Source organism: Streptomyces durbertensis, assembly GCF_014156695.1.
GTDB classification, from domain to species: domain Bacteria; phylum Actinomycetota; class Actinomycetes; order Streptomycetales; family Streptomycetaceae; genus Streptomyces; species Streptomyces durbertensis.
Map to the genome: position 1 here is coordinate 1 of NZ_WMLF01000536.1, position 3,286 is coordinate 3,286.

General features: G+C 72.5%; 4 protein-coding genes. 1 reads left to right on the forward strand and 3 read right to left on the reverse strand.

Translation table 11 applies throughout. The features are described from left to right. Positions 1-199: hypothetical protein (locus tag GL263_RS28640; RefSeq protein ID WP_228456783.1), on the reverse strand; the 199-nt coding region annotated here is incomplete at its 3' end. Between GL263_RS28640 and GL263_RS23930 the strand changes: the two genes are divergently transcribed. After that, positions 198-1,913 carry a hypothetical protein gene (locus GL263_RS23930; RefSeq protein WP_182857824.1) on the forward strand — a complete coding sequence of 572 codons (1,716 nt, stop codon included), beginning with the start codon at positions 198-200 and terminating at the stop codon, positions 1,911-1,913. The genes GL263_RS28640 and GL263_RS23930 overlap by 2 nt on opposite strands. A gap of 237 nt (positions 1,914-2,150) precedes the next feature. Here the strand turns inward: GL263_RS23930 and GL263_RS23935 are convergent, their stop codons facing one another. Together GL263_RS23935 and GL263_RS23940 are read right to left on the reverse strand one after the other, a co-directional pair. Beyond that, the gene (locus tag GL263_RS23935; RefSeq protein WP_182857825.1) at positions 2,151-2,336 is read right to left on the reverse strand and encodes a DUF397 domain-containing protein; all 186 of its coding nucleotides are present in this window, start codon (positions 2,334-2,336) and stop codon (positions 2,151-2,153) included. After that, positions 2,333-3,241: a helix-turn-helix domain-containing protein gene (locus GL263_RS23940; protein ID WP_182857826.1), complete on the reverse strand. Its 909-nt coding sequence runs from the start codon at positions 3,239-3,241 to the stop codon at positions 2,333-2,335. The genes GL263_RS23935 and GL263_RS23940 overlap by 4 nt, the downstream gene beginning before the upstream one ends. Positions 3,242-3,286 lie beyond the last annotated feature (45 nt).

Genomic DNA, 3,286 nt, shown 5'->3' on the forward strand with positions numbered 1-3,286 from the left:
GGGCGGCACGCGGCCCGACCGGGAGCCCGACCGCCGCCCCGCCCTGCGGTGACCGCGAGTACACCCACAACCGGTCGCCGGCGGGGCCGGGTTCGGCTTGGTGGATTCGGGCCGTGCGGCAGGGTGCCCGGTCGTAGACTCCGGCGGTGAACGCCGACGACGTCCGGCCGTTGTGCGCCCGCGCGGGAGGAGACCGCATGCAGGACCCTTCGGACTCGGCGAAGAGCGCGGAGCCTGAGCAGAACGGCCAGAGCGGCACCACGGCTTCGCCCGTCGGGAAGGACCCAGGGAACGGCCAGGGGCACGACGCGGATCTCGCGACGTCGACCGGGGCCATGGTCCTGGCGGAGGTACTCCCGGGGGTCGCCGTCGTGTTCGGTGACGTTCCGCCCGAACTCAGGTCCGAACTCGTCGACTTGGGGCTCGTGCCGGCCGAGGACCGCAGGAGGCTCTCCACGGTCCTCGGCGCCGTCGGCAACACGGCGACCGTGGCCGGCAACGTCGGGAACGCGCTCGCCAACGCCCAGGGGCTCTACCGGATCAGCGGCGCGACGCAGGCCCTGCTCAAGGCCGGTGGGGCTCTCGCCGTGAAGGACGGCGCCCACCTCGGGACGGTGATCTCCTCCAGCGGTCTCGCCCAGGCCCGCTTCATCCCCGTGACCGCGCTGACCGCGGCGCAGGCGGCGGCCGCGATCGGGCCGGCGCTGGCGATGGTCGCCCTGCAGATGCAGCTGAGCGAGGTCTCCGGGCTCGTCCGGACCAACATCGCGCTGACCGGTCAGGTGCTCACGACCATCCGCCACGGCCAGTGGGCCGAGCTGACAGCGCTGGTCGCCACCATCGACCACGTGGTCGAGCAGGCCAGGGAGATCGGCTCGGTCCCGACGTCGCTGTGGGACACCGTCGCGGGCAGCAAGGCGGCCCTGCGCAAGCAGCTCGACCTGTACCGCCTGAACGTCGGCACCCACATCCGGCGCGTCCAGCAGGTCGACCCGGCCGGCCGCCGTGAGTACCTGGAGACAAACGCCGAGGCGGTCCTCTTCGACACGAACGCCCTGCTGTCCTCCGTCAAGGCGTGGACCGGCTACCAGGCGCTCCACGCCGCCCGGGCGCGCGCCACCGGAGGTGAGGACCCGGACGAGGCCCGGCTTGTCGACTCCCTCGCGCGGCGCACCGCCGAGGAGCTCGACTCCGCTCTCTCCGAGACGGCCCGGCTTGTCGGTTCGCTGACACGGGAGCTGCGCATCACCGCCGAACTCCCCGGCCGGGACTCACTGCAGCTGCCGGGGAAGCGGAGGGACCTGAACGCGGCCCGCCAGACCTCCGCCCGCCTCCTGGAGGCGATCGAACCCCTTGCCGACGCCCTGCGCCCGCCGGCTCCTCCACTCGGGTCCCCGAGCATCGTCTGCGCACCGGAGGCGCTGGATCTCGACCCGTACCTGCGCGTCCTGCGATGGCTCCTCGAAGAGGGCGAGACCCTGCGTGTCCTCGGCTTTCCCGAGCAACTCGACGCCTCCGGCCCGGTGTCCGCGATCCTCAGCGGCGCGAAGCAGAAGCTGGCGGCGGCGAGGGACAAGGCGGCGGCGAACACCCTGGTCGCCGTCACGGACCGCCGTGTCGTCACGGCCAGGACACACGCGTTCCTGGAGCGGGGCGAGGTCCATCAGGTCCCGCTCGACCAGGTGCGGTACGTCCGGGCGACGGCCGCGGCGCAGGACAGGGGCGGCCGCCTGACGGTCGACCTCATCACGCGCGACGAGAACATCCGGTGGCTCTTCGACGCCGACGTCGACCCCGCCCGGGTGGACGCGCTCGCCGCCGTGCTCGCCGAGTCGATGGCCATCCCGGACGCCGAGCGCGACGAACTCCGACGGCGGGGCCACGCCACCGCCGAGATCGGGCGGAGGGACTGAGGCCACCGGCCCTCGCCCGCACCCGTCACCGGGTGGCCCCGAAGCCGGTGTCCGACGACGGGCGGGCGGCACCGGAGCCCCCGCCGTGGCGCGCGTCGAGATCGCCGCCTGGGCCTGGCGCACCGGCCTCGTCGAACGCTGACCCCCGGCTCGCGTTCGACGAGGCCGGCGGCACGGGTGCTCGTCTCCGGGCAGTGCGGGGAGGAGCACCCGTGCCCCGCCCCGCCTCCCGCTCTCTCAGACCTCGCTGGCGTACGAGACGAAGTCGACCCAGGCGACCGGGGAGACGGCCAGCTGCGGGCCGTGCCGCTCCTTGGAGTCCCGGACGTGGACCGCCCGCGCGCTCCTCGCCACCTCGACGCACGCGTCCCCTTCGGAGCCGCTGTGGCTGCTCTTGAACCAGACCAGTTCGGAAGTGCTCATAGCGCTCCTCGCATTCGCTTCAACAGGCCCAGGGAGTCGTCTGGAGTCAGGGCCTGTGAGCGCAGTTTCGCATAACGCTGCTGGAGCACGCTGATCTCCTTGGGATCGGCGATCAGACGCCCGTTCTTCTGGCCTTCGGAGTAGACGTACCACCGGTTGTCCGTCGTCTCCGCCAGCATGAGGGGCCCGTCCAGCCCCGCGTGCACCGGCTGCCGCAGCGGCATCAGCTGGAACTCGACGTTCCAGTTGCCCTCGATCACCTCCAGGAGACGGTCGAAGACCTCCCTGGTCACCGCCTCCCCGCCCGTCCGCCGTTCCAGCACCGCCTGTTCGACGATGAAGCTGAACGCGGTCGGGGGCTTGCGCGTCACCGACAGGAGTTCCTGTCGGGCGAGTCTGGCCGAGATCCGCTGGTCCAGCGTGACCGCATCGGGCACCGGCGGCACGCTCAGCGAGACGGCCCGGGCGTACGCCTCCGTCTGGAGCAGCCCCGGCACCAGCCGGCACTCGTAGGTGTACAGGCTGATGGCCTCCGCCTCCAGCCGTGCCCAGCGCCGGAACCAACTCGCCAGCCCCGGCTGGCGGGTGAGGTGCGGCAGGGCGCGCCGCAGCGCGCCCGTGTCCCCCAGCGCCGGCTCCGCCCGCACGACGAAGTCGGCGTCCGGCATGCGCCGCCCCTGCTCGATGGAGGCGATCGTGTGCTTCGAGAAGCGCACGAGTTCCGCGAACTCCTCCCGACTCAGGCCCGCGTGCTCCCGCAGGGCCTGGACGACGGCACCGAAGGCCCGCAGACTGGCCGACGCCTCAGGTTCCCCACAGGCGACACCCCCGCCGCCGACGACCTCTCCGCTCTCCCCACGCTCCCCACTTGCCTCACCATTACTGTCCGGGTTCTCGTAGGCCATCAGCAGCCACCTCTCCGCGCACGTGCCCCCGTAACGCCTCCAACC